General features: G+C 68.9%; 19 protein-coding genes. 4 read left to right on the forward strand and 15 right to left on the reverse strand.

All coding sequences use genetic code 11. From position 1 onward, the window contains the following. Window positions 1-40: 40 nt before the first annotated feature. Complete coding sequence (locus ACZY1G_RS14180; RefSeq protein WP_463812494.1) at window positions 41-1171, reverse strand: BTAD domain-containing putative transcriptional regulator; 1131 nt, start codon at window positions 1169-1171, stop codon at window positions 41-43. A 78-nt stretch (window positions 1172-1249) separates the two neighbouring features. Between ACZY1G_RS14180 and ACZY1G_RS14185 the strand changes: the two genes are divergently transcribed. Together ACZY1G_RS14185 and ACZY1G_RS14190 are read left to right on the forward strand one after the other, a co-directional pair. Next, on the forward strand, window positions 1250-2737 hold the full coding sequence (locus tag ACZY1G_RS14185) for a glutamate-cysteine ligase family protein (RefSeq protein WP_463822735.1): 1488 nt from the start codon (window positions 1250-1252) through the stop codon (window positions 2735-2737). Next, a complete protein-coding gene (locus tag ACZY1G_RS14190) occupies window positions 2734-3138 on the forward strand; it encodes a hypothetical protein (RefSeq protein ID WP_463812496.1) in 405 nt (134 codons plus the stop codon). Before ACZY1G_RS14185 ends, ACZY1G_RS14190 begins: the two co-directional genes overlap by 4 nt. 1 nt (window position 3139) lies before the next feature. On the opposite strand, the gene ACZY1G_RS14195 is transcribed toward ACZY1G_RS14190, so the two are convergent. Further along, window positions 3140-4072, reverse strand: a complete 933-nt coding sequence (locus tag ACZY1G_RS14195; RefSeq protein WP_463822736.1) for an alpha/beta hydrolase — start codon at window positions 4070-4072, stop codon at window positions 3140-3142. An 86-nt stretch (window positions 4073-4158) separates the two neighbouring features. Between ACZY1G_RS14195 and ACZY1G_RS14200 the strand changes: the two genes are divergently transcribed. Then, window positions 4159-4830 carry a class I SAM-dependent methyltransferase gene (locus tag ACZY1G_RS14200; protein WP_463822737.1) on the forward strand — a complete coding sequence of 224 codons (672 nt, stop codon included), beginning with the start codon at window positions 4159-4161 and terminating at the stop codon, window positions 4828-4830. On the opposite strand, the gene mftD is transcribed toward ACZY1G_RS14200, so the two are convergent. Next, complete coding sequence (gene mftD / locus ACZY1G_RS14205) at window positions 4827-6005, reverse strand: pre-mycofactocin synthase MftD (RefSeq protein WP_463812499.1); 1179 nt, start codon at window positions 6003-6005, stop codon at window positions 4827-4829. The genes ACZY1G_RS14200 and mftD overlap by 4 nt on opposite strands. 156 nt (window positions 6006-6161) lie before the next feature. On the opposite strand from mftD, the gene mftM reads away from it, so the two are divergent. After that, window positions 6162-7034, forward strand: coding sequence for a mycofactocin oligosaccharide methyltransferase MftM (gene mftM / locus ACZY1G_RS14210; protein WP_463812500.1), 873 nt, complete (start codon window positions 6162-6164; stop codon window positions 7032-7034). Here mftM and ACZY1G_RS14215 read toward each other — a convergent pair. The 12 genes from ACZY1G_RS14215 to egtA all read right to left on the reverse strand — a co-directional run bounded on the left by ACZY1G_RS14215 (window position 7031) and on the right by egtA (window position 21189). Next, window positions 7031-7669 (reverse strand): MadR family response regulator transcription factor, encoded by a 639-nt coding sequence (locus tag ACZY1G_RS14215; protein ID WP_335333660.1) that lies wholly within the window; start codon window positions 7667-7669, stop codon window positions 7031-7033. The two genes, mftM and ACZY1G_RS14215, sit on opposite strands and share 4 nt — an antisense overlap. Then, window positions 7666-9015 (reverse strand): MadS family sensor histidine kinase, encoded by a 1350-nt coding sequence (locus tag ACZY1G_RS14220; protein WP_463812501.1) that lies wholly within the window; start codon window positions 9013-9015, stop codon window positions 7666-7668. Before ACZY1G_RS14220 ends, ACZY1G_RS14215 begins: the two co-directional genes overlap by 4 nt. A 1-nt stretch (window position 9016) precedes the next feature. Further along, the gene (locus ACZY1G_RS14225; RefSeq protein ID WP_463823002.1) at window positions 9017-10198 is read right to left on the reverse strand and encodes an iron-containing alcohol dehydrogenase; all 1182 of its coding nucleotides are present in this window, start codon (window positions 10196-10198) and stop codon (window positions 9017-9019) included. A gap of 126 nt (window positions 10199-10324) precedes the next feature. Then, the gene (locus ACZY1G_RS14230; protein WP_463812502.1) at window positions 10325-11848 is read right to left on the reverse strand and encodes a VWA domain-containing protein; all 1524 of its coding nucleotides are present in this window, start codon (window positions 11846-11848) and stop codon (window positions 10325-10327) included. A 3-nt stretch (window positions 11849-11851) separates the two neighbouring features. Next, the gene (locus tag ACZY1G_RS14235) at window positions 11852-12973 is read right to left on the reverse strand and encodes an AAA family ATPase (protein WP_463822738.1); all 1122 of its coding nucleotides are present in this window, start codon (window positions 12971-12973) and stop codon (window positions 11852-11854) included. Between the two features lies 1 nt (window position 12974). Beyond that, window positions 12975-14267 (reverse strand): NDMA-dependent methanol dehydrogenase, encoded by a 1293-nt coding sequence (gene mdo, locus ACZY1G_RS14240; RefSeq protein WP_463812504.1) that lies wholly within the window; start codon window positions 14265-14267, stop codon window positions 12975-12977. Window positions 14268-14414: 147 nt separating this feature from the next. Further along, window positions 14415-15794, reverse strand: coding sequence for a cation:dicarboxylate symporter family transporter (locus tag ACZY1G_RS14245; protein WP_463822739.1), 1380 nt, complete (start codon window positions 15792-15794; stop codon window positions 14415-14417). A 64-nt stretch (window positions 15795-15858) separates the two neighbouring features. Continuing rightward, window positions 15859-16941 carry an ergothioneine biosynthesis PLP-dependent enzyme EgtE gene (gene egtE, locus ACZY1G_RS14250; protein ID WP_463822740.1) on the reverse strand — a complete coding sequence of 361 codons (1083 nt, stop codon included), beginning with the start codon at window positions 16939-16941 and terminating at the stop codon, window positions 15859-15861. Continuing rightward, window positions 16938-17903, reverse strand: a complete 966-nt coding sequence (gene egtD, locus ACZY1G_RS14255; RefSeq protein ID WP_463812507.1) for an L-histidine N(alpha)-methyltransferase — start codon at window positions 17901-17903, stop codon at window positions 16938-16940. Before egtD ends, egtE begins: the two co-directional genes overlap by 4 nt. Continuing rightward, window positions 17903-18616, reverse strand: coding sequence for an ergothioneine biosynthesis protein EgtC (gene egtC / locus ACZY1G_RS14260; protein ID WP_463812508.1), 714 nt, complete (start codon window positions 18614-18616; stop codon window positions 17903-17905). The genes egtD and egtC overlap by 1 nt, the downstream gene beginning before the upstream one ends. A gap of 12 nt (window positions 18617-18628) precedes the next feature. Then, window positions 18629-19927: an ergothioneine biosynthesis protein EgtB gene (gene egtB, locus ACZY1G_RS14265; RefSeq protein ID WP_463822741.1), complete on the reverse strand. Its 1299-nt coding sequence runs from the start codon at window positions 19925-19927 to the stop codon at window positions 18629-18631. Then, entirely contained in the window at window positions 19924-21189 is a 1266-nt protein-coding gene (gene egtA, locus ACZY1G_RS14270; RefSeq protein ID WP_463822742.1) for an ergothioneine biosynthesis glutamate--cysteine ligase EgtA, read from the reverse strand. The genes egtB and egtA overlap by 4 nt, the downstream gene beginning before the upstream one ends. Window positions 21190-21242: the final 53 nt, after the last annotated feature.

The following is a 21242-nucleotide window of genomic DNA, read 5'->3' on the forward strand; positions in this document are numbered from 1 at the left end:
CTTGGAAAAATCTTGGGATGCCTCGGCCGGCGCCGCGGTCCTACCCTCCGTCGTGTTCGAAGACGAACTCGCCGTCGCCGATTCCGAGCCGGTCCCCGGCGGAGAGTTCGGCGCTGCCTTGGATTCGGCCGCCGTTGCGGTGGATTCCGTTGGCCGATCCGGCGTCGATGATCACGTACCCGGCGCCGGAGCCGACGATGACCGCGTGCTGGCGGCTGACCCGAGGGTCGCCGAGCACGATGTCGTTGTCGGAATGCCTGCCGATGCGGGTGACGGCGTCGGTCAACGGATACGTCGTGCCGCCTGCAGCGCGCAGTCGCGCGGCGCCGCTCTGCGACGCCGACATCAGGCGGTTCACGGTGGCCACCATCGTGTCGGCGGCGGTCTTGCGGATCGACGGTCCGACGTTCAGCGGCGCCTGCGCCAGGATCACCGCGTGCAGGTCGCGCAGCTCGGGCGTCGGGTCGATACCGAGTTCGTCGGCGAGCACGTCCTTGACGCGGCGAAACGCGTCCAGGGCATCCGACTGGCGCTGCGCGAGGTAGTAGGCCGTCATCAGCTGAGCCCACAGCGGCTCCCGGTACGGGTGGCGGGCGACAAGCTCTTCGAGGTCAGCGATCACCGAGTCCGCTCGCCCGCAGGCGATCTCGGCCTGGGCCCGGACGGTGTGCGCCGAGATCCTGTCCTCGGACAGTGCCACCTCGAAGGTTTGCACGAACGGGAAGCCGCGCAGATCAACGAGAAAGTCGCCCTTCCACTCGGCAAGCGCGTGCGACAGGTGCGTACTCGCGTCCTGGAAGCGTCCCGCCGCAGCGGCCTCGAGACCTGCACCCCGGGCCGCGATGAAGCGGCCCAGGTCGACGTCGCCCTCGTCGACGCGGACGCGGTAACCCGCGGAGGCCTTCTCCAGGAGTTGGCGGTCGTCGACGCCGGCCGTGCGCAGCAGGCGGCGCAGGTTCGACACGTACGCGTGCAGGCTTGCGCGGGCTTCGGCCGGGGCCTGCTCGCCCCACACCGCATCGATCAGCATCTCGGTGGACAGCGCGCGGTTTCGGTTGAGCACCAGGACGGCCAGCACGGCCCGCTGCTTCGGCGTACCCAGCGGGACGGCGGCGCCTTCCACCGTCATGTGAAACGGCCCGAGCAGCGCGAAGCTGACACGCGAACTCATGGACGTCGGTTCCTCCCCTGTGCGCAGGAGCGACCTTACCGGCCAACTGTTGCGCCCGATCGCCGGCGATGGCGTTCAATGGCTGTCGTGGGCGAGGAACTGACGCAGACCGAGTTCACTCGCGAGCATCGCCGCGAGTACCGGCGCAAGGTGCAGCTGTGCCTCGACGTGTTCGAGACGATGCTGGCGCAATCCAGCTTCGACTTCGAGAAGCCGCTGACCGGCATGGAGATCGAGTGCAATCTGGTCGACGGCGACTACCAACCGGCGATGAACAACTCCGAGGTGCTCACGGCGATCGCCGATCCCGCCTACCAGACCGAGCTCGGCGCCTACAACATCGAGTTCAACGTGCCGCCGCGGCGGCTCCCCGGGCGGGCCGCGCTCGACCTGGAGGGCGAGGTGCGCGCCAGCCTGAACGCCGCGGAGGCCAAAGCCAACAGCGACGGCTCCCACATCGTGATGGTCGGCATCCTGCCGACGTTGATGCCCCAGCATCTGTCCGGGCACTGGATGAGTGAGTCGACCCGCTATCAGGCGCTCAACGACTCGATCTTCACCGCGCGCGGTGAAGACATCGACATCGACATCCACGGTCCGGAACGGCTGAGCCTGCAGACCGCCTCGATCGCCCCCGAATCAGCCTGCACTAGCATGCAATTGCACCTGCAGGTGTCACCCGGTGACTTCGCGAACAACTGGAACGCCGCCCAGGTGCTCGCCGGTCCGCAGCTCGCGCTGGGCGCCAACTCGCCGTACTTCTTCGGCCACCGACTGTGGGCAGAAACGCGCATCGAACTGTTCACCCAGGCCACCGACACGCGCCCCGACGAGTTGAAGACGCAGGGCGTGCGGCCGCGGGTGTGGTTCGGGGAACGCTGGATCACGTCGATCTTCGATCTGTTCGAGGAGAACGTGCGGTACTTCCCGTCGCTTCTGCCCGAGCTGTCCGACGAGGATCCGGTCGCCGAACTCGCCGCCGGCCGTACGCCGGCGCTGTCGGAGCTGCGGCTGCACAACGGCACCATCTACCGCTGGAACCGGCCGGTGTACGACGTGGTGGCTGGCCGCCCGCACCTGCGGGTGGAGAACCGCGTGCTGCCCGCGGGACCCACGGTGGTCGACATGATGGCCAACGCGGCGTTCTACTACGGCGCGCTGCGGGCGCTGTCCGAGGAGGACCGCCCGCTGTGGACCAAGCTGAGTTTCGCGACGGCACAGGCGAATTTCGAGTCAGCCGCTCAGCACGGCCTCGACGCCCGCCTGTACTGGCCGGGTGCAGGCGAGGTCACCCCTGACGAGTTGGTGCTGCGGCATCTGCTGCCGTTGGCCGACGAGGGGTTACGCCGCTGGGAGGTGGCCGCCGAGGTGCGCGACCGCTACCTCGGGGTGATCGAGGGCCGCGCCAAATCGGGCCGTAACGGCGCCGTGTGGCAGACGGCTGCGGTGGCGGCGCTGCAGGGTCGGGGCATGAGCCGACCCGCGGCGCTGGCCGAGATGCTGCGCCTGTACTGCGAGCGCATGCACTCCAACGATCCGGTGCACACCTGGGAGGTGCCGACGTGAGGGGATACATGATCGCTTGCGCCGCAACCGTTCTGGCTTTCGCCACGGGAGGTACTGCCGCGGCAGAGCCGGTGCTCGTACTGGCCGGTGGGCAGCAGGCGAGCGTGGCGGGTTCGACGGTGACCGTCCGCTTCGACCGGGTGCTCGAGGACTCCCGGTGCCCCGCACTGGTCGACTGCGTCTGGGCGGGTCAGGCGCGCATCGCACTCGTCGTCGAATCTGCCGGCGCACCGCCGCAGACGGTCGAGCTGAGCACCTTCCCCGCGTCGGAGACGACGGGGCCGACGGCCCGGGTGGGCGGGCACACCGTCACGCTGCGTTCCCTCGATCCCTATCCGCAGTCACCGCAGGATTCCCTTGCGCTACAGGACTACCGGGCCACTGTGACCGTCGACGCGTGACCTACGCGGCGGGCAGGTACTCGCGATAGAAGTCGGCCAGTCGGTCGACGGCTTGGTCGACGTACTCCGGAACGTCGTACATCTCGTAGTGGCCGGCGCCCTCGATCACCATCAGGTCGATCGGGTTCGGCGCCAGCTCCCAGAGTTTCATGCCCGCTTCGTAGGACATCGTCACCCCTTTGCGCCCGGCGACGATGACCTGGAGAGGCTGGGTCAGCAACTGGTCGACGAGATGGAACGCGTCGTAGCCGATCAGCAGGGAGTCCCCCCGTGCCAGCCGCCGGTTGGTCGAGCGCGGGTGCCCGCCCCGCGATGTGCGGTAGTACTCGATGGCCTGGGTGTTGTCGATGTCGGTGATGCCCGCGGCGACCGCGTCTTCAGCGGTGTCGGGTAACCAGTTGAGGCGTTCGAGGCGGCCGGTCTGGACCTCGCGGGTGCGATCTGCCGCCAGCCGATCGAGTGCCGCCGCGGGACCGTCCGGGGCGAAGGCCGTCGACCGCCAGCTCTCACCCATGTTGCCGGCCACCACGGTCCCGACCGCGCGGATGCGGTGGTCGGTGCGCGCTGTGTGCACGGCGTATCCGCCGCCGGCGCAGATTCCGAGCACCCCGATGCGATCGGCGGCGACGTCGGGCACGAGCTGGAGGGCGTCGATGGCGTAGGAGATGTCTTCGCCGCGACGGTAGGGATCCTCCAGATCCCTCGGGGTGCCACCGCTCTCCCCCTGATAGGCGGGATCGAACACCAGAGCGGCGATGCCACGGGCGGCCAGCCGGGACGCGTAGTTGGCGCCGATCTGCTCCTTCACGCTGCTGCCCGGCGTGGACAGCACCACCGCCGCGACGGGACCCGAGCCATCGACATCGTCGGGCAGATGGAGCAGGCCCGCGAGGTCGAACGAGCCGCGGGGAATGGTCAGGGGCGTGATCGTCATGGCGCATCCGTCCGTCGTGAAGCAGTTTCCTTCTTCAAGCCGCGAGCACGGCCGAAACTTCCCGAAGGGCGCGTACCTTGGCGCCCATGGCAGACCATCTGCAGGACATGGACTGGGACGGCACCTATCGCGGCGACACCCCCTACGGCGCCGAGCCACCCTGGAACATCGGCGAGCCACAGCCCGAGCTCGCGGCCTTGATCCATGCCGGCAGGGTGCGCAGCGAGGTGCTCGACGCCGGCTGCGGCCACGCCGAGCTGTCGCTGACGCTGGCGGCACGGGGCTACACGGTGACGGGGATCGACCTGTCGCCGACCGCGGTCGCGGCAGGGACGGCGGCCGCTCACGATCGGGGACTCTCCGGGGCGACGTTCGTGGCCGCGGACATCACGACCTTCACGGGGTTCGACGGCCGATTCTCGACGGTGATGGACTCCACGCTGTTCCATTCGCTGCCCATCGAGGGCCGCGACGGTTACGTGCAGGCGGTGCACCGCGCCGCAGCGCCGGGTGCGAGCTACTTCATCCTGGTGTTCGCGGCGGGGGCGTTCCCACCCGACATCGAGCAGAAGCCGAACGAGGTCACCGAGGACGAGTTGCGCGACGCCGTCGGCCGATACTGGGAGATCGACGACGTGCGGCCGGCCTTCATCCACGCGAACATGCCCGCCGAAATGCCCCTGCCGCCCCACGCGCGTGACGAGAAGGGCCGGGCGAAGATGAGCGCGTTCCTGCTCACTGCGCACAAAGCGGGCTAGACACCCCGCTGAACTCCCAGGTCGCGCCGAAAGCCCTCGGGCACAATGACACTCGCCGGCTCGAGTTCCTGGATGGACGACAGCCCCAGGCCCAGCAGCGCGGAATCGATACCGCCGCGCAGGATGTCGAGGACGTTCTCGACACCGGCCTGCCCGCCGGCGGCCAGGCCCCACAGGTAGGCGCGGCCGATCATCACCGCGCGGGCACCGAGCGCGACGGCCTTGACGACGTCGGACCCGCGACGGATACCGCCGTCGAGCACGATCTCCAGCTGATCGCCGACGGCCTCGGCGATCGCCGGCAGTGCACGGATCGCCGCGGGCGTGCCGTCGAGGTTGTTGCCGCCGTGGTTGGACACCGAGATCGCGGTGACACCGGCATCGACAGCCCGCCGGGCGTCGTCGACGCGCATCACGCCCTTGAGCATGAAGGGTCCGCCCCACTGCTCGCGCAGCCAAGCGATGTCCTCCCAGCTCGGCAGCGGCGTCTGCATCCATTCGCCGTAGGCGCCGAAGAAGGTCGGCGCGTCGCCGCCGTCGGCGAGGTTGGGTGCGGTCAGGTCCGGAACCCGTCCCGTCTTCGCGAACTCGAGAAGCCACCGCGGCCTGCGGATCCCCTCGGGCGCGAAGCGCAGCATCGCCTTGAGGTCCATCCGCTCCGGGATGGCCGGGCTCCCCCAGTCCCTGCCGTTCGAGAACGACCAGTCGGTGGTGATGATGAGGCCCACGGCGCCGGCGCGCCGCGCTCGTTCCATGCGGGCCTGCAGCTTGTCCCGACCGCCGGTCCAGTACATCTGGAAGAACGTGGCGGGGTTGGCGAGCGTGACCTCCTCGATGGGCTTGCTCGCGAACGACGACAGTCCGATCGCGGTGCCGCGGGCCGCGGCCGCGCGCGCCACCGCCACCTCGCCGTCCGGGTGGACCGCCTGCACCCCGGTCGGGGAGATCAGCACCGGCAGCGAGATCGCCTGCCCCATCACCGTGGTCGCCATGTCGCGCTTGCCGGACAAGCCCGCCACGTGGGGAGCGAAGCCCAGCTCCGCGAATGCCGCGGTGTTGTCCGATACCGTGACGCCCTTCTCGGAGCCGGCGACGAGCGCGCTGTACACGCTGGGCGGCAGGCGCTTTCGGGCTCGTCGTTGCGCGTCAGCGACTGTCTCGAACCAGGCGGCCATGGTGACTCCTCAGTGTCTCGGTGCCGTCCACGCTAGAAGCCCCGCCCGAGCAGGAGTACTCGCCGATCGGGCAGTACCCACCCACCCGGGCGGTCCCCAGATCGCACCCGATCGGGGCACGCGAACACTCGCCACCGTCTCCTAGCGTCATCGAATATGCAAGCAGCTCAACTCGATCCGCTCGCGCCGTCACCCCGGGGGTTGTGGAGCAGCCACGGCATCCGGGTCAGCCGCCGGCGGGGTCCGCACCGGCCGCACCGCAGCGCGTCAACCGTGTGCGCCGGTAGGTTCTGCGTGCAGCGGCGCGACGATCTGCTCAGTGTCGAGCACGACCTGAGTCCGGCGGAGCTGTCCGACGCACTGACCTCGCTGCTCACCGAGCACCTGGTCGACACCGAGGTGCTCCGGGGGCAAGCAGAATTCGAGCTCGTGTTCACCGGCGTGGTCCGCTCGACCGTCGACGGCAGCCTGCCCTCGTGGCTGCGGTTCTATCGCAACTCGCTGGCCGCCCTCGAACGCGGCACCACCGCCTTCGGTCCCATCCACGCCGAAGCGGCGACGCAGGTGCGCGGCGGCAAGCTTGTCGATCTGGGCTCGTGCTTCGGCTTCTTCCCACTGCGGATGGCACGTCGCATCGACGTCACGGCAACTGATCTCAGCGCCTCGACCATGAAGCTGCTCGCGACGGTGAGTCCGCGGCTGCAGCGCCCGCTGACCACGCTGGCCTGCGATGCGACGTCCGTGCCCCTGCGGTCGGGCAGCGCCGACACCGTCACTGCGCTGCACCTGATCGAGCATCTACCGGACGAGGTGATGACGGCCGTCTGCGACGAAGCGCTCCGGTTGGCGCGCCGCCGGGTGGTGATCGCGGTCCCGTTCGAGGACGAGCCGCGCGAATGCTACGGACATGTGCAACGCTTCAATCCGGCGCGGATGAGGCGTCTGGCCGACACGCTGACGGACCGCCATCCGGGAATCTCGGCGCACACCTTCGACTTCCACGGCGGCTGGCTGATCCTCGACCGCTAGATCAGGCCTCGCTTGCTCGCCGCGTACACCGCTTCGGCGCGCCTGCTCACCTCGAGCTTGCGCATGATGTTGCTGACGTGGAACTTCGCGGTGGTCGCGGAGATGTAGAGCTTCTCGCCGATCTTGTTGTTGGACAGGCCCGCAGCCAGTAGTCGCAGCACCTCCACCTCACGGTCGGTGAGCTGTGCCCTGGGCTCGCCCCGCCCCGACATCGAGCGGACCACGGCCGCGGCGCTGCGCGAGTCGAACGCGCTGTCGCCCGCCGAGATCGCACGGATGGCGCGGACCAGCTCGGTGGTGTCGACGTCCTTGACCACGTACCCGCGGGCACCGGCGTGCACCGCGCGTACCACCAGGTCCTCGTCGAGGAACGTGGTGAGTATCAGTAGGCCCAGGTTCGGATAGGCGGCGGAGAGCTTGCCGCACAACGTCAGTCCCTCGAACTCCGATCCCGCCGACAGCTTGAGGTCCAGCAGGACGACGTCGGGCGAGGTGGCGCGCACGACGGCTTCCGCCTCGGCCTCCGATGCGGCCTCGCCGACGACGACGAGGTCGTCGGCGCGTTCGAGAACCGACCGCAGGCCCTGGCGCAGGATCGCGTGATCGTCGACGAGGACCAGCCTGATGGGTGTCATGATGACCCGCTTTCTGCGAGATCTGCTCTGCGATAGGGAATGCGGGCCACGACGCGGACTCCGCCGAGGCGCGAGCGGTACACGTCGAAGCTGCCGCCGTGTCCGGTCGCACGCGCAGCCATGTTGGCCAGACCGCGATGGCGACCGTCGACGTCGGCGGCTTCGGCCATGCGCAGCATGAGCCGCATCTTGTCGGGATCGCCGGTGCCGTCGTCGGCGATCGAGAGCGACACCGCGTCAACCCGATAGGTCAGCCGCACGATGGCCCGCGTGGCCTGGCCGTGCATCGCCGTGTTGAACAGCGCTTCCCCCGCGATCCGCAGCAGATCGTGCTCGACGTCGCCGGGCAGTTCGCTCGCGTGTCCGTCGACGCGCAACGTCACCCGCAGATCCTCCGGCATGTGCACGGTGGCGAGCTGGCCGAGCATGGCGGCCAGTCCGGATCTGCGCGCGTCGGCGGGCTGGTTGAGCGCATAGATGGCTGAGCGCAACTGTTCGGTTGCCGACCGGGTGAGCTCCTTGGCCAGGTCCAGTCGCCCGGCGAGTTCGCCTTCCTGCTGGGCGATTTCGCTGCGGCATACCTCGATCTGCATGCCGGCTGAGAGCACCGTCTGCGCGACGCTGTCGTGCAGCTCTCGCGCGATGCGGTGACGTTCGGAGTTGAGCACCTGGTGGCGTTGGACGGCGCCGAGCTCACGCTGGGTGGCCAGCAGTTCGGCGTTGCGCGCCTCCGACTGGGCCAGCAGGGACACCGATTTGGTGAACAGCGCAGAATTCTGCAGGGCCACCGCGGTCTGGCCGGCGAGGATGCGCATCACCATCGCGTCGGTGCCGTCGAGGGCGCGGTGCGGCGGCGTCCACGCCGCGAACGCCCCGATCACCGTGCCGTCGAGTTCGATCGGGACGTGGGCGTGCTGCTTCTCCATCACCGGCAGCCGAAAACCGGCGAGCTGCCCGCGCAGGATGTCGTTGAGCCGGTTGAGCACCGCGTCGGGTAGCGCGGCGCCCGGATCGGCGGCATCGCGGAGCCCCTCGAAGGCGTAGGCCACGCCTTCGGAATCCAGGATCAGATGTCGCACACTGGCTTCGGGCAGCGCACCGTCGGCCAGCGCAAGCAGCACCCAGTCGGCGTCCAGCGTGGCGCGCGCCGCCTCGGCCACAGCGCGGACGAGTTTCTCCGGGCCGTCGATCGTCTGCACCAGGGCGCGGGAGATGGTGTCCAGCGCCGCGATCACCCGATCCAATCGCGCTGCGGTGAGCCGTAATTCGGAGTAGAAGCGACCCTTGCCAGAACGTAACCCGGTGAGCCTGGCCAGGTCGGGCGGGCCGGCGTCGGCGGCCGTCATCTCACATCGCCGCCTGGAACAGGGCGTGCATCTGGGCCACGTCGGCGGGCCGCGGGTTGGTGCTCATGCAGGCGTCGGACAGCGCGGTCGTGGCCAGCCGGGGCAGGTCTTCGGGCCGCACACCCAGTTCGGCGAGCCCGCGGGGCACGCCGACGTCGCGGGCGAGCGCATCGATGCGGTCGGCCAGCGCCAGTGCTGCTTCGGCGGCCGGCGTTCCCGGGTCGGCGACCCCCAGGAACGTCGCGATGGCCTTGTACGGCTCGGGGTCGGCTTCGGCGTTGAACCGGATGACGTGCGGAAGCAGGACGCCGTTGACGACGCCGTGCGGCAGGTCCAGCAGCCCGCCCACCTGATGGCTCATCGCGTGCGTGGCGCCCAGGATCGCATTGGTGAACGCCAGCCCGGCCTCCAGCGCGGCCTGGGCCATCAGCACCCGCGCCGGCATCTCGTCGGGCCGCTCCAGGGTCGCGGCCAGGTTGTCGGTCACCATCTGCACGGCGCGCAGCGCGTGATGGTCGGTGAGCTGGTTGTGCCCCAGCGAGACGTACGCCTCGATGCCGTGGGTGAGGGCGTCCAGACCGGTGGCGGCGTTGAGCCAATCCGGCATCGTGGTGAGCAGCCGCGGATCGATCACGGTGATGTCGGGCACCAGTGCCCTGCCCAGGATCGTGATCTTGGTGTTGCGGGTGGTGTCGGTGACGATGCAGAACTGCGAGACGTCGGCGCCTGTGCCGGAGGTGGACGGGACGACGACCAGCGGCGGGATCGGCATCTCGGCCTTGTCCACGCCCTCGTAGTCCAAGATGTTGCCGCCGTTGGCGGCCAGGATCGCCACCCCCTTGGCGGCATCGATCACCGATCCGCCACCGACGGCCACCAGCACGTCGCAGCCGTACTCGGCGTAGCGCTCGAATCCCGCGGCGATCTCGTGGTCCTTCGGGTTCGGCGTCAGGTCGTGCCACAGTCGGGTCGCGATGCCCTGGTCGGCGAGGTGGCGCACCATCTCGTCGGCCCAACCGGCTTCGATGAGCCCCGGGTCGGTCACCAGCATCGGCCGCATCGCCCCGAGCCGCATCGCCGCGTGCGCCGCCTCGACCATCGACGACACCCCGAACACGATCTCCGGGGCATGGAACTTCAGCAGCCGTGACTCCACCGCCGCGCTCGTCTGCCCTGTCGCCAGCTGTTTTGTCGTCAGCTGTTTTGTCGTCAGCTGTTTTGTCGTCACTGCCTCGCCTCGCCAGCCTCGGGCCGCGGTCACGTCCTGTGACCGGGCCGACACTCCGCGTTCCACACTACGACCCACACCTCACCTGCCCACGGCTTCCGCCGCGAACTCGTGGGCGGCAGTTTCGAGGCCGGTCAGGTCGGCCACCACGCGCACCCGGTCGCAGAACTCGGCGTAGCGGGGCAGATCGCAGCTGCCCAGACCCCAGGAGTAGCGCGGCTCGGGGGTGAGCCACACGGTTTCGCGCGCGCGGCGGGTGATCTCTTCGAACGCGGCGAGGTTGGGGTCGCGGCCGTTGGTTCGCCCGTCGCCGAGCACCAGCACCGTGGTGCGCCGGGTCACCGCCGAGGAGTGCTCGGCGGTGAACTCGCCGAAGACGGCGCCGTAGTCGGAGTTCGCGGCGGTGTCGATGACGTCCCCGCCGAAGATCTGGCCCAGCGCCCGGTCCCCGGCGTGGTCGCGGAACAGTTCGGTGGTCTCGGCGATGTCGGCGACGAACACGAAGGAGCGGACCTGGGTGAACAGGTCCTGCAGACCGTGTACCAGGCTCAGGGTGAACCGTGACGTCGCCCGCACCGACAGGCTCACGTCGGCCAGCACGACCAGCCTCGGCCGGTCCTCGGCGCGCCGCACGGTGACCGGCATGAACGGCACGCCGTCGAAGCGCATGTTGCGGCGCATGGTCTGTCCGGAGTCGACGCGTCCCGCGGCCGCGACCCGGCGCCGGTGGGTCAACGCGCCGTGCAGGGTGCGGGCGAGCCGGCGCAGTGAGTCCTCGAGGTCGGCGCGCTCGGCCTCCCCGATCCGGTCCACCTGGGCTTCGCGCCGCTCCCGCGTCTCGACGATCGCGGTCTCCAGCGCCAGCAGCGCCTCCAGGTGACGCTTGAGCGCTTGCGGCAGGTTCTCCAGCACGCCGGCCAGCCGCCTGCGTAGCGCCGCGGCGTCCTCGTGATCACCGTCCTGAGGGCCGAATTCACCGTCCAGCCAACCGAGTAGGGCCTCCTGCTCGGCGATGGTCAGCTCCGCGTCGACGGGGGTGCCGGCCGACGTCGACAGGTTCCCGACGGTGGGTGCACCGCTCAATCGGTCGGTGGACAGCTGCACCCGGTAGGCGTCGTCGGCGCCGGTGCGGGTCTGATCGCTGAACGCGATCTCGTCGGTCAGCGCGGCTAGATCGATCTTGTTTGCTTCCTGGTGCATGTTGTAGCGCTGCGCGAGATCCTCCTGTTTGAAGTAGTCGCGGATGCTCGACGGCTTGCCGTGCTCATGGCCCTGCTCGGGAGTGTCGCTGGGTTGTTCGGAGAGCGTGAAGGATTCGAGCTCTCCGGTGTCGACGAGGTCGTCGTGCGCGTGGGAGTGCCCGTGGCCGGCGGCGTCGTCACCGACCCGCACGAGGTGAAAGAACGCGTCGAAGATCTCGTCGAACATCGGTCCGTCCCGCTCGTCCTTGACCAGCGCGACGCGTAAAGCGGTGCGCAGCAGGGCTCGCGACGAAAGCACGCCGGGCTGCGCGGCACACCGCATCGCGTCGGTCGCCTCGGGGATCGAGACTCGCACCCCGCCGAGACGGAGAAGCCGGACGAAGCGGTGCAGCGTGGCTTCCATCGGTCACAGTGCCCGGCGTCGACCCAAGGTCGCGGTATCCGACCTCTTGGGAGTGCCGTAGTAACCGTCGGTGAAGCGGCCGGGCTTGTCCTTGGCCAGCCGGGCGGTCCGACCGTCATCACCGTGATCGTGATCGTGATCGTCGCCGTGCGGGTGGTCATGGCTGTGCCCGTGCGGATGGTCATGCGAATGATGCTTGTGCTCAGGCACTGTCGCGTTCGGATCGACCAGGCGAGGCAGCGCGTCGAGTGCCTTGCGGACATCCTTGTCGTATTTGACCACGACCGACACGGTGTCCGAGAGCACCTGGGCCGACAGGTCGTCGACCCCGAGGACAGCCAGGGTGCGCGCCCAGTCGATGGTCTCGGAGATGCTGGGCGCCTTGCGTAGTTCGAGTTCACGAAGCCCACGCACGACATCGACGAGCTGTGTGGCGAGCGCATCGGAGAGCCCGGTGTTTTTCGACTTCACGATCTGCAGTTCCCGCTCGGCCGCCGGATAGTCGAGGAACAGGTGCAGGCACCGCCTCTTGAGCGCCGCCGCGAGGTCGCGGGTGTTGTTCGACGTGAGGATCACATACGGTGCGTGGATCGCGGTGAACGTGCCCAGCTCAGGAACCGAAACCTGGTACTCGCCAAGCAGTTCCAGCAGAACCGCTTCCAGAGCCTCGTCGGCGCGGTCGATCTCGTCGATCAGCAGCACCACCGGCTCGGCGGACCGCACCGCCTCAAGCAGGGGTCGCGGTGCAAGGAAGCGGTCGGAGAAGAACACACTCTCCTGGGTGCCGATCCGCTCGACGGCCTCGTCGAGGTCTGTCGCATCGGCTACCAGCTGCCCGATCTTCTCCCGCAGGATCTGGGTGTAGAGCAGCTGCTTGCCGTAATCCCATTCGTAGAGTGCCTTGGTCTCGTCCTGCCCTTCGTAGCACTGCAGGCGAAGCAGCCGGCGGCCGGTCGCTGCCGCCAGTACCTTGGCCAGTTCGGTCTTGCCGACACCGGCCGGTCCCTCGATCAGCAGCGGCTTGTCCAGGCGGGTCTGCAGGAACACCGTGGTGGCCAGGCGCTCGTCGGCGATGTAACCCTCGCCGGCGAGCGCCTCGCGCACCCCCTCCACGGAAGAGAACATGTCAGGGCAGCAGCTCGTCGAGGCTGCCGTTCATGCAGTGATCGACCACCGGGCGCACGGTGTCGAACGTGCATTCCTTCGCATTGCCGGGTGTACACGCATCACCGAGGACGTGGTTGGTGATGCGATCGACGTCGGCCTTGTCACCCTTGATGACCGGTGCGTTCTCGTAGAACTTGGTGGGCCCCTTGCCCAGTCGGTTCTTCGAGTAGCTGTCCTGCTTGACGTCGACGAAGCGCTCGATGATGTTGACGTCGCGCAGCAGGCGGATCGCCGCGGCCAGCGCCGCGTCGGCGGCCTGCACGTCGGTCATACCGTAGGTGTCCACACCCATCGCCTGGGCGATGTCGGCGAAGCGCTTGTAGGCCACCGGCATGTTGAACGCCCACACCCGGGGAAGGGCGATCGCGTTGTTCAGCCCGTGGTGGGTGTCGTAGAACGCGCTGACGGCGTGGGAGATCGAGTGGATGATGCCGAGGCCACCGGAGTTGAAGGCCTGCGCGGCGATGTACTGGGCGTACATCATGCCTTCGCGGCCCTTGAGATCCGTTCCGTTCCAGGTGGCTTCGCGCAGGTTCTCCGCGGTCAGCTTGATCGCACGGATCGCATTGCCCAGTGACGGTTCGAAATTGAGCCGCGACACGTAGGGTTCCGAGGCGTGTGCGAGCACGTCGAAGCCGCACTGCGCGGTGTAGTCGGTGGGGCATTCGTAGTACAGCACCGGGTCGTCGACAGCCAGCGTGGCCACCGATGCATCGTCGAACGCCACGTACTTGTGCGGGTTGTCCGGATCGGTGGTGGTGTCGGTGATGACGTAGGCCCACGAGGTCTCCGAGCCGGTGCCCGCGGTGGTGGAGATCGCGATGTGCGGCGGGTTCTTCGGGTTCTCGCTCTTGTTGAAGCCCTCGAAGTCGTTGACGTTGCGGCCGTCATGCGCGATCGAGATGCGGGCACCCTTGCAGGCGTCGTGGGTGGAGCCGCCCCCGATGGAGATGAAGCTGTCGCATTCGTTCTCCTGGTAGAGCTTCACCGAGTCCATCACGTTGTAGTCCTTGGGATTGGACTCCACCTGGTCGTAGACCACGACCTCCAGGCCGTGCCACTTCAGCGACTCGGCCATGTTGTGCACGATGTCGGTTCCGCGCAGGCCCGAGCTCATCAGCAGCACCCGCTTGAAGCCCATCTTGAGAGCTTCCGGGCCGACCATCTCGTGCGCGCCGGGACCCATCATGGCGCGCGGGAACGGATGAAACTCCTTGATGGGGAAGGGCTTCAGGAGATCTTCGACCTTCATGGCTGCTGTCCTTTCCAGAACCCGATCTGCAGTGCGTGGCTGGTGTCGGGCACCACCATGGCATGGCAGATGTGACGTGGAGAACACCTGCGGGCCACAACCGAATCGTCGGGCAGCGCAAGTGCGGACAGACGGGTAGGGCCCGACCTACCCGGTCGGAGAGGTCTCCCTGGGCCGATCGCTGGTGTCGTGGTCGTCGACCATCGTGGATTCGTCGAACGGACGGTTCCCGTCGAGCACGTCACGCAGACGTTCGTGGTCCACGCTGTGCGTCCAGTGCCCGACGAGAAGCGTGGCGACGGCGTTGCCGGAGAAGTTGGTCAGCGCCCGCGCCTCGGACATGAACCGGTCGATGCCGACGATGATCCCGACACCGTCGAGCAGTTCGGGTCGGTGACTCTGCAACCCGGCGGCCAGGGTGGCCAGCCCGGCGCCGCTGACGCCGGCGGCCCCCTTCGACGCGACGATCATGAACGCCAGCAGGCCGAGCTGCTCAGGGATGGACAGCGGGTCGCCCAGGGCATCGGCGATGAACAGCGAGGCCATCGTCAGATAGATCGCGGTGCCGTCGAGGTTGAACGAGTATCCGGTCGGCACGACGATGCCGACCGTCGCGGGTTTCACCCCGGCGTGCTCCATCTTCGCGATGAGCCGCGGCAGCGCCGATTCCGACGACGACGTCGCGACTATCAGCAGGTACTCCCGGGCCAGGTAGCGGGCGAGCTTGAACACCGACACCCTAGCCACCATCCACAGCAGCGCGCCCAGCACGCCGAACACGAAGATCACGCACGTCAGATAGAAGGCCGCCATCAGCACGCCGAGCTGGATGACCGCCTCGAAGCCGGTGTCGCCGACCACCTCGGCGATGGCGCCGAAGGCACCGATCGGCGCGAGCCACAGCACGCCGATCAGGATCTTGAACACCAACTTCTGCAGCGCCTCGATGCCGCGCAGCAGCGGCTCCCCGGTGGCACCCAGCGACTGGATGCCGAATCCGACGAGCAGCGCCACGAACAGCGCCTGCAGCACGTTGCCCTCGGTAACCGACGAGAACAGCGTGGACGGGATGATGTTGGCAATGAAATCCATTGCTCCGCCGGCAGATTCGGCCTCACCGGCCAGTTCCGCACCCTTGCCGGGATCACTCGGCACGTTCAACCCGGTGCCCGGGCTGATCAGGTTTCCGACCACCAGACCGATGGCCAGCGCCACCGTCGACATCACCAGGAAGTAGGCTATGGCCAGGCCGCCGACCTTGCCGACCGAGGTGGCGGCTTTCACCTTGCCGATGCCGAGGACCACGGTGCAGAAGATGACGGGGACGATCATCATCTTGATCAGCTTGACGAACAGCTCCCCCAGCACGCCCAGCGAACCGGCGACCTCGGGTGCCACCAGCCCGACGATGATGCCGGCGATGACCGCGACGATCACTATGATGTAGAGCCAGTGCGTGCGGTCGCGCTTCTTCTCCGGCTTGGACGGCTCCTGCGGTTCCCGTTCGTCGGCCTCGGTGGCGGTCATGGGCAGTGTCCCTCCAAGGTCCCTCCAGTGATGATGCAGCAGGGATAACCAGAAGTGCCCCGCGTCACACCCGAGCGACGGCCGCCAAGGCTGAGGTGAGCGTCGCCAGGTCGTCGTCGGTGACGTCGACGTGCGGTGAGACCCGCAGGGCCGGACGGGTCATCACCTGCGGCGCACGCTCGACGCCGATGAAGGTGGTGAGAATGCCGTGGTCGACGATCAGGTCGGCGCGTACCGTCGCGGCGTCGACGCCGTCGGGCGGGGTCAGCGTCGTGATCGCACTCGGTTCCTCGATGCTCTCCCGCACGTGCCAGCCCGCCACGTCGGCCAGCGCGCGGCGGGTCTGCGCGCCCACCTCCCGCAGCCGGGCCTGCACGTTCGCCGGTCCGGCGGCGATGTGCTCACCGATGGCCACCGAGAATCCGACGTGCGAGGCGACGCTGGTTTCGGCGTGCGCGATCCGCATCTGCGTGCCGTCGGACAGCAGCCCGGGGCGGGTGGCCAGCACGCCCACCCCACGTGGCCCGGCCGACCACTTCCGTGACGACGAGTAGATCGCGTCGGCTCCGATGTCCGTGCAGTCGAGATGCGAGAACGCCTGCGCCGCATCGACGATCAGCGGTAGGCCCTGGCTACGGCACGCGCCGGCGAGCTCGCGGACTGGCTGGACGACCCCGCTGTGACTGCCCAGCATCGTCAGGTGCACCAGCGCGGGCGGATCGCTGGCCAGCGCCGCACCGACGGCGTCGAGGTCCAGCCGTCCGAACCCATCGACGGGCAGTTCGCGGATCTCGAAGCCGTGGCGCGCCATGATCGCCAGGTTGGGCCCGTACTCGCCGGTCAGACAAGCGATCACCCGGTCTCCCGCCCAGTCGGCGAGCAGGACGTCGAGGGCGTGGTTGGACCCCGTGGTGAAGAACACCTCGGCGTCGGCCATCCCCGTCAGTGCCTGCACCCCCGCACGACCCGCGTCGAGCACCGGGGTCGCTGCGACTGCGGCGACGTAACCGCCGACCTCGGCCTCGTGTCGAGCGTGCTGGGCCGCGGCCTCGAGCGCAGCGAAACCCTGCCGCGAACACGCTGCGCTGTCCAGGTGCACGCCGGCGGCTGGCGGGCGCGCGGCCCGCCACGTCTCGGCGAGTGTCATTTCACCGCCAACGACAGCCCGAAGTCGCCGGCCTCATCGGTCCACCACTGCGTCCGGGTGAGTCCGGCCGCACGGAGTTCGGCGTCCACGCCCTCAGGCCGGAACTTGCACGACACTTCGGTGAGCATCTCCTCGCCGTCGGCGAAATCGACCGTGAGGTCGAGCGCCGGGATGTGGACGCGCTGCGCGCGAGTCGATCGCAGCCACATCTCGATGCGTTCCTCGTCGGAATTCCACCGTGCGACATGGGCGAAGGCGGCCACGTCGAAGTCCGCGCCAAGTTCCCGGTTCACCACGGCGAGCACGTTGAGGTTGAACTGTGCCGTCACGCCGGCGCTGTCGTCGTAGGCGCGGACCAATCGCTCGGAATCCTTGACCAGGTCGGTACCGAGCAGCAGGGTGTCTCCGGGCTGCATCATCGCCGCGACCGACGAGAGGAACTCGGCGCGCGGCCCTGCGGTGAGGTTGCCGATGGTGGAGCCCAGGAACGCCACCAGGCGACGCCCGGTGGCCGGGATCTTGCCCAGGTGCTCCTCGAAATCACCGCACACTGCGGCGATCTCGATGCCCGGATACTCGTCGGCTATCGCGGCGCCGGCCGCGGTGAGAACTGTGGCGTCGACGTCGAACGGGATGAACCTGCGCAGGGCGCCGCGCTCACGCATCGCGTCGAGCAGCCGGCGAGTCTTCTCCGAGGTCCCGCTGCCCAGTTCGACGAGCGTGTCGGCGCCGGATGCCGCCGCGATCTCACCGGCGTGCGCTGCCAGGATCTGCGCTTCCGCGCGCGTCGGGTAGTACTCGGGCAGCCGGGTGATCTGATCGAACAGATCGCTGCCGACCGAATCGTAGAACCATTTGGGCGGCAACGACTTCGGAGTGCTGGTGAGCCCGTCGCGGACGTCACGGCGCAGCGCGGCCTCGGCGGCGTCGGCGGCCAGGTAGTTCTCCAGGGAGAACGTCATCACGATCCTTTCAGCGGTGTGAGGTCGACCCGGACATCATTGGCGGTGTCGGACACCCCGACCCGAACGTCGACGAGGTGACGATCGGGGATCTCCTGCCACGCCGGATCGTCGTCATAGGGTTCGCTGGCCAGCACCACGCCGTCGGGCCGGCGCAGCACCGACAGGGTGTCCCCCCACGTCGTGGCCAGCAGTCGAGAACCGTTGCCCGCCAGGATGTTCAACCGGGCGTTCGGATCGTCGGCGGCCACCCCGGCCACGGTGTCGCCGAGCCTGTCGAGGCCGCGGTCGAAGATGAGCGCGGCCAGCAGCGCGCTGTCGTTGGTCGATTCCGCGTGCGGGGACAGCGGCAGCACCGCGCGGTCGACCAGCCCGTTGTGCGACAGCAGCCAGGTCCCGTCGGTGAACGGCGCCGACGCCGAGGCCTCGATCGGCATCCCCACGCTGGCCGAGCGCACCGCGGCGACCACACACGAGCTGCTCAGCGCCGGCGCCACCGAGGCGAACGACGCGTCACCCCACAGCGGCCCGGCACTGCGCCACCGCCGCGGCTGCGCACCGTCGAAAAAGCCTGCCCCCCAACCGTCGGCGTTCATCAGGCCGTGCTTCTGCCTGCGCGGGGCATAAGACTGCACCAGCAGCGCGGACGGCGGCTCGAGCATCAGCGAGGCCAGCGTGACCGGCGCGCCCAACCAGGCCAAGTGCCTACACATGCCTAGACATCCCTACACATCCCAAGCCAACCGCACGCCCGAGAAGATCTGCCTGCGGATCGGGTGGTCCCAGTTGCGGAAGCTCGGCCGCAGAATCCCGGGCGCCACCGCCCACGATCCGCCGCGCAGCACGCGGTAGTCACCAGTGGTGACGCCGTCGAAGAACGGTGTGGAGTACTGCTCGTACACCATCGGGGTGAATCCCGGCCACGGCCGCAGCGTCGAGGTGGTCCACTCCCAGACGTCGCCGAGCATCTGTTCGGCGCCGTAGGCCGACGCACCTGACGGATAGGCGCCGACCGGCGCGGGCCGCAGCGCCGCGCCACCGAGGTTGGCCCGATCGGCAGACGGGGCTTGCGAACCCCAGGGGTAACGCCGGCGCCGGTGCGCAGCCGGGTCCCACGCGCACGCCTTCTCCCACTCGACCTCGGTGGGCAGCCGCGCACCAGCCCATCCCGCGTACGCCTGCGCTTCGTGGAAATCGACGTGCTGGACGGGCTCGTCGGCGGGAATGTCCTCGGTGTGGCCGAAGCGGGTGCGGGTGCCTGCCAGCGCTCCGGTGTTCCAGAACTGCGGCGCGCTCAGCCCGGCCCGCTGCCGATGGGCCCACCCGGCGTCCGACCACCAGCGCCGCTGGTCGTACCCGCCGTCGTCGATGAACTGTTGCCACTCGCCGTTGGTGACGGGAACTCGGCCGATCCGAAACGCCGGCACGTCGACTGTGTGTGCTGGGCGCTCGTTGTCCAACGAGAAGGGTTCGGCGGTCGCGTCGACACCCATCACGAACTCGCCGGCAGGCACCTCGACCCACGTCCCTGCGAGCCCGGCGCGGCCCGCGGGCAGGGCCGCGCCCCGGTCGAGCAGCGGCGCACCGGAACGCAGGTTCAGTGCCTGCAGCATGGTCTCGTCGTGCTGGTTCTCATGGCTGGCCACCATCCCGAACGTGAAGGCCTCGGGATGGTCGTCGGGCAGCGCGTCCAGCACGTCGAGCACCTTGTTGCGCACCGTGGTGCAGTAGGCGCGCGCGTCGGCGGGCGGCAGCAGCGGCAGGTTCGCCCGGCTGGCTCGCGAATGCACGAACGCGTCGTAGAGCTGGTCGACCTCGCGCGTGAGCATGCCGGGACGGTCGGGATTACCGCCCCGCAGCAGCCACAGTTCTTCTTGCTGGCCGATGTGCGCGAGATCCCAGATCAGTGGGCTCATCAGGGGGTCGTACTGCCGGCGCACCTCGGCGTCGTCGAAGTCGACCAGCCGCAGGGTGCGGTCGCGGGCGACGGTCAGTTCCTCGGCCAGTACCTCGCGCGTCGTCACTGTTCCCCTTCTGGCAGGTGGGCGACCGCTGCCGCGATGCCGGAGGCCACCACGCGGTCTGCGAAGTCGTCGGCGGCGCAACGACCCCGCTCGACCGAACGCACCAACACATCCATCGATTCCGTCAGTTCCGCCGGAGCCCGCTCGGCGGCGGCGTTCACGCACGTCAGCGCGGCCGCGTGCAGATGCCGATCGGCCAGACCGACCCGGGCCGCGCGATCCCACTCGGTGGCGACCTCCTCGGTGGCCTCCGCCGCGATGTCGGCGGCGGCCGGGTCGTCGAGAAGTGTCGCGAGCGTCCATGCCACCGCGGGCCACAACGCGTCGGGCACGCTGTCCAGATAGCGGATCTCCAAGAAGCCGCGCGGCCGCACCGGCGGAAACAGCGTGGTCAGGTGGTAGTCGAGATCGGCCTTGGTGGGCCGCCGACCGCCGAGGAGAACCCGACCGTCGGCCCAGTCCGCGAACGGCACCCACTCGGTGACCGGCTGCGGGTCGGGGGTGTGCACCAACATGACCGGCGCCCGCAGCGCGTAGCGCGCCCAGTCACTGGCCGGATCGTCTCCTCTGACACCGAGCACGGGCCCGCAGCGCGCGGAGTCGAGCTGCCCCCACACCCGCTGCCGGCTCGACTGCCAGCCGGTGAAGGCGCCGGCGAGCACCGGCGAGTTCGCCGCGACCGCGATCATCGTGGGGCCAAGCGCATGAGCCAGCCGCACCCGCTCGGCCCACTGCTGCCGCAGACCGGCCTCGAGGTTCACCTGGATCGACGCGGTGGACGTCATCATCGCCGCCCCGGCCTCACCGGTGCCGCTGGTCGAGAAGAAACGCTCCATGGCCTGGTAGCGGCCACCGGGGTTGACCCGTCCCGGAGGCCGTAACGGGTCGGCTCCGAGGAGCACCAGCCCCAGGCCCGCCTGGAGAAATGCCGTGCGCAGCGCGGCGCGATCGGAGCGCATCGCTGCGATCGCGGCAGCGGGATCAGCCGCCGGCGGCCCCGAGAGCTCGACCGCTCCACCGGGCTCGACGGTGACGACGCTGCCGCCGGGCAGCGGGGGCAGCGTCGCGATGGTGGCGGTCAGCTCGTCCCAGCCGGGACGGCGCACCGGATCGGCCAAGACGAAGCAATGGGCCTCGACCTCGAGGCCCACCCCGCCGACCGGCCCGTCGACGAGGCAGCTGGCGACGAGACGCTCCGCGGCGGCTTCGGCGCTGGCCAGGGTGTCGCCGGGCGAAGCGTCGCACGGCATGGTGCGGGCCATATCAGGCGCCCTCTTTCCATCGTTGGCGATCTGCGAAGAGAAGTCTTCCCGTT

It is taken from the genome of Mycobacterium sp. IDUB_5 (assembly GCF_055419565.1).